The following is a 5630-nucleotide window of genomic DNA, read 5'->3' on the forward strand; positions in this document are numbered from 1 at the left end:
GGGCGGCATCTCGAACGACCGGAATTCAACCAGCCCGAGCCGCCCGGTCGCACTGTCCGGCGAATAGAGCTTGTCGATGCAGATCTCGGCGCGATGCGTATTGCCGGTGACATCGGCGAGGATGTTGCGGAACAGCCGATCGACCAGCCACGGCGGAATATGCGCCTCGCCGTCGGGCATCTGCTCGAGCGCGATCTCAAGCTCGTACAGACCGTCGTGGCGCGCCTCGTCCATGCGCGGCGCCTGACTGGTCAGCCCGATGAACAGCCCCGAGAAGAGATAGGACAAGGACGGGTGCCGCTGCCAATACAGCACGAGACTGCGCAACAGGTCGGGCCGGCGCAGGAACGGCGAATCCAGCGGCGTTGCGCCGCCGATCACGACATGATTGCCGCCGCCGGTGCCGACATGGCGTCCATCGATCATGAATTTGTCGGTGCCGAGCCGCGATTGCCGGGCTTCTTCGTACAATCCCGTCGTGATCTCGACGGCCTCGCGCCAGTTCGTCGCCGGATGCACATTGACCTCGATCACGCCGGGATCGGGCGTCACCTTGATGACGTTGAGGCGCGGGTCGTGCGGTGGCGGATAGCCCTCGATATGAACCGGATTGCCCGTCGCCCTGGCGCTGGCTTCGATCGCTGCCAAGAGCTCGAGATAATCTTCCAGGCGCTCCAGTGGCGGCATGAAGACACAAAGCACGCCATCGCGCGGTTCGATGGAGAGAGCGGTGCGCACGGCGCCCGCGACCGCGACTTGTTCGACGCGGGTCTGCCGGTCGGCCTCCGCCTCGGCCGATCCGCCGCCCGCATTGTAAAGCTGCGCGAGCTGATCGCGCGGCGGAAGCGGGTCGCGCGGTTCGGTCGGATCCTGCGGATGCACGAACGGATAATCCGATCGCGGCACCCAGGGCAGAGACGATAGCGGCAACCGAAAACCGACCGGTGAATCGCCCGGCACAAGAAACAGCCTGCCGCGGCGAAGCTTCCATTTCTCGCTCTTCCAGCGGCGGTCCGTCGATTGCGATTGCCAGGCCTGGATCGGCAACACGAATCCCGATGGCTTGGACAGACCGCGCTCGAAGGTGCGCACCATGCGTGCGCGGGTCTCCGGGTCGTCGATCTTCGGATCGGTCGGATCGACATTCTCCGGCAGCTCGGCTTCCTTCAGCGCCCACACGGCGGTGTCTTCGAATGCCGGCAACGCGAACTCGGCGCCGACGCCGATGCGATTGGCGAAGTCGACCGTGAACGTCTCCGCGTCCGCGATCGCGGCGTCGCGCGGCCCCTCCTCGCGCGCAATCAGTGACGCATCGCCCCAGATCGGCTCGCCGTCCTTGCGCCAGTAAAGCGAGAACGCCCAGCGCGGCAGGCTTTCGCCCGGATACCACTTGCCCTGTCCGTAATGCAGGAAGCCGTTCGGCGCGAAGCGCGTGCGCAGCTTGCGGATCAGCGTATCGGCGAGCCCGCGCTTGGTCGGACCGACCGCAGCCGTATTCCATTCCGCGCTCTGGAAGTCGTCGATCGACACGAAGGTCGGCTCGCCGCCCATCGTCAACCGGACGTCATTCGCTTTCAGATCACGATCGACCGCCTCGCCCAGCGCATCGAGCTGTTCCCAGGTCTCGTCGGAGAACGGCTTGGTGACGCGCGGCGCCTCGCGGATGCGATCCACCTGCATCTCGAAATGGAAGTTGGTATTCGCCGCATCGACCGTTCCGGTGATTGGCGCCGCCGAGTGGTAATGCGGAGTCGCAGCGAGCGGGATATGTCCTTCGCCGCACAACAGACCCGAGGTCACGTCGAACCCGACCCAGCCCGCACCGGGCACATAAATTTCCGCCCAGGCATGGAGGTCGCAGAAATCCTTGTCGGTCCCTTTCGGGCCTTCGAGCGGATCGACATCGGCCTTGAGCTGGATGAGATAGCCCGACACGAATCGCGCCGCGAGGCCGAGATGCCGCGCGACATTGACCAGAAGCCACGCCGAATCGCGACATGAGCCGGATGCAACGGCGAGCGTCTCTTCCGGCGTCTGGACGCCGGCTTCCATCCGGATCAGGTAGCGGACGCGCTGCTGCAGCCTTGCATTGAGATCGACCAGGAAGTTGACGGTACGCTCCGGCTCCTTCGGCAGCGATGCGACGAAGTCGGCGACGAGAGGCCCCGCCGGCTCGGGCGTCAGGTAGGCGGCAAGATCGGCTCTCAGTTCGTCGGGGTAAACGAAGGGAAAAAATTCGGCATAGGATTCGACGAAGAAGTCGAAGGGGTTGATCACCGACAGGTTGGCGGTGAGGTTGACCTCGACCCGGAACTCCTCGGTCTTTTCGGGGAAGACCAGCCGCGCGAGCCAATTGCCGTGCGGGTCCTGCTGCCAGTTGATGAAATGCTGGCTCGGCCGGACGTTGAGCGAATAGCTCGGAATCTGGGTCCTGCTGTGCGCGGCGGGCCGAAGCCTGATCACCTGCGGACCGAGACCGACCGGCCGGTCATACCGGTAGGACGTGACGTGATGGAGCGATACGAGAATTGCCACGGTTATGCCCGATGTGAAAAGACCATGGCAGCGGCGCCCTCCTGTGGCCATAGCGGCCAAGCCGCCGTCAGTTTAGCAAGCCGGCCCGGCGGCCCACGCCTCCTTTTCTTGCAGCGCACGCTTAAGTTCGGGTCAAGCGGCCCGTGCAGGGGACCCGCATTCGGCCGGACGACCCGGCGGAACTGCCGGCGATCGCCGGACAAGGAGAAAATTGCTCCCAGCGCCGACAATCGTTATAGCCATGCAGGAAATCGCATCAGATTCAATCGGTTCGACCTCTCAACAGGCAATTCCGGTGTCCCAAAATTCCAAAACGCCGCTTCTCGATCGGGTCAAAGTTCCAGCCGACCTGCGGGCCCTGCCCGCGGCGGACCTGCCACAGCTTGCCAAAGAATTGCGCACCGAGATGATCGACGCGGTCGCCTCGACCGGCGGTCACCTCGGCGCCGGTCTTGGCGTCGTGGAACTCACTGTTGCACTGCATCACGTCTTCGACACCCCGAATGACCGGCTGATCTGGGACGTCGGTCATCAGGCCTACCCGCACAAGATCCTGACCGGCCGGCGCGACCGCATCCGCACCCTGCGCCAGGGCGGCGGCCTGTCCGGTTTCACCAAGCGCGCCGAAAGCGAATACGACCCGTTCGGCGCCGCGCATTCCTCCACCTCGATTTCGGCCGGGCTCGGCATGGCGGTGGCGCGCGACCTGAAACAGGAATCGCGCAACGTCATCGCCGTCATCGGAGACGGCGCGATGTCGGCCGGCATGGCCTACGAGGCGATGAACAATGCCGGCGCGATGAACTCGCGGCTGATCGTCATCCTCAATGACAACGACATGTCGATCGCGCCTCCGGTCGGCGCGATGTCAGCCTATCTGGCGCGGCTCATCTCGGGAAAGACCTATCGGAACATTCGCGAGATCGGAAAACAGCTCGCGCACAAGCTTCCGAAATTCTTCGAAGAGCGCGCGATGCGCGCCGAAGAATATGCACGCGGCATGATGACCGGCGGCACGCTGTTCGAGGAGCTTGGTTTTTACTATGTCGGTCCGATCGACGGGCACAATCTCGACCATCTTCTGCCGGTCCTGAAGAATGTCCGCGATGCGCAGGGCGGCCCCATTCTGCTCCATGTCGTGACGCAGAAGGGCAAGGGTTACGGCCCGGCCGAAGAATCCGCGGACAAGTATCACGGCGTCACCAAGTTCGACGTCGCGACTGGCGCACAGTCGAAGTCGAAAGCATCGGCTCCCGCCTATACGAAAGTGTTCGGCGAAGCGCTGGTTGCGGAGGCGCGGCGCGATGACAGCATCACCGCCATTACGGCTGCGATGCCGTCCGGCACCGGACTTGACCTTTTCGCGAAGGAATTTCCGAAGCGCTTCTTCGATGTCGGTATTGCCGAGCAGCATGCGGTGACTTTTGCCGCGGCACTCGCCGCCGACGGCATGAAGCCATTCGCGGCGATCTACTCGACATTCCTGCAGCGCGCCTATGACCAGGTCGTGCACGACGTCGCTATCCAGTCGCTGCCGGTTCGCTTTGCGATCGACCGCGCCGGACTTGTCGGCGCCGATGGCCCGACCCATGCGGGGTCTTTCGATGTCGCCTATCTCGGCTGCCTGCCGGGTTTTGTACTCATGGCCGCGGCCGACGAAGCCGATCTCGTTCATATGGTGGCGACCGCGGCAGCAATCGACGATCGTCCGTCGGCGCTGCGCTATCCGCGCGGCGAAGGCATCGGCGTTCCGATGCCCGAGCGCGGTATTCCGCTCGAGATCGGCAAGGGCCGGATCATCCGCGAAGGCAACAAGGTGGCGCTGCTGTCGTTCGGCGCACGGCTCTCCGAATGCCTGAAGGCGGCGGACGAACTCACGACATTCGGTCTGTCGACGACCGTTGCCGATGCGCGGTTTGCCAAGCCCCTCGATGTCGACCTGATCCTGCGTCTCGCACGCGAGCACGAAGTGCTTATCACGATCGAAGAAGGATCGATCGGCGGCTTCGGCTCCTATGTGTTGCAAACGCTCGCCGACAATGCCGTGCTCGATAATGGATTGAAGGTCCGATCGATGGTGCTGCCCGACCACTTCATCGATCAGGATACGCCGGCCGCGATGTATGCGGCGGCTGGCCTCGATGCACGCGGCATCGTCACGAAGGTGTTCGAAGCCCTCGGCCGCGAGCAGGCAGCCGAATCCAAAAGCATCGGCCGCAAGCGCGGCTAGGCACGCAAAAGGCCCGGCAAGAATGCCGGGCCTTGACGCTTGAAGTGTCTTGCAGCTGTTTGTTGCGAGCTAGATGCTCGACGCCCTCACGCGTCGCGATCGGTATCGGGAGCAAACGCGCGTTGCCATGTTGCGACATCGTGCGCCATGGCCTGATACATTCCGGCCATCACGACCATTGGAAACCACAACAGCATTGGCATCGTTCGCTCCTGTCATCCGGGATGCTACTTGTCCGTTCACATCTCTCAGATTCGTCATCATGAGAACGCCGCCGGCGGCACATCGTTCCGGCGGCAATCAATCCCGACGCAACCGCGCTTGTCGCTCACAGCATCCCCTTTGCGCGGGGGCGAACGAACTGCGGAAGCGGCGGATCGCAATATTTTACATTTGAAGCTTTATTCGCGAGCCAATAGGATTGCCGACCAACGCAGATGATCTGCAGAACACTGATCCGAAGATGCCAGAGCAAGGCCTGCAATCGCCGACCAACGGGGTTGTTTTCATCCACGGCGTCGGCGGATCGGCCCGCGCCTGGCAACCGCAGGTGGAGAGCTTCCGCGCCGCCGGATACACGCCGCTGGCGCTGGATCTGCCGGGTTACGGCGGCCGGCCGGCGATCGAGAGCATTGATTTCGAAGGCTTTTCCGAGGACGTCGAAGCGCAGATCGCGGCCGCGGGGCTGGTCCGGCCGGTGATCCTCGGCCACTCCCTCGGCGGCATGATCGCGCAGACCATGCTGCGGCGAAAACCTGATGCCTATCAGGCGGTTATTCTCGTCGGAACGAGTCCCGCCTTCGGCCGGCCGGATGGCGATTTCCAGAAGAAATTCGTGGCCGACCGGCTGGCGCCGCTTGAGGCC

The 5630-nt window shown here is 63.5% G+C and carries 3 protein-coding genes; 2 read left to right on the top strand and 1 reads right to left on the bottom strand.

The features are described 5' to 3' along the window. The coding region (locus VN004_RS03505) for a transglutaminase family protein (protein ID WP_325607071.1) at positions 1-2535 on the bottom strand (2535 nt) is incomplete at its 3' end. 295 nt (positions 2536-2830) lie between these two features. On the opposite strand from VN004_RS03505, the gene dxs reads away from it, so the two are divergent. Together dxs and VN004_RS03515 are read left to right on the top strand one after the other, a co-directional pair. Next, a complete protein-coding gene (gene dxs, locus VN004_RS03510; protein ID WP_325607073.1) occupies positions 2831-4765 on the top strand; it encodes a 1-deoxy-D-xylulose-5-phosphate synthase in 1935 nt (644 codons plus the stop codon). A 463-nt stretch (positions 4766-5228) separates the two neighbouring features. Further along, a partial coding sequence (locus tag VN004_RS03515) for an alpha/beta fold hydrolase (protein WP_325607075.1) occupies positions 5229-5630 on the top strand: 402 nt, incomplete at its 3' end.

Origin of the sequence: Pseudorhodoplanes sp. (genome assembly GCF_035565855.1) — a bacterium.
Lineage (GTDB): Bacteria > Pseudomonadota > Alphaproteobacteria > Rhizobiales > Xanthobacteraceae > Pseudorhodoplanes.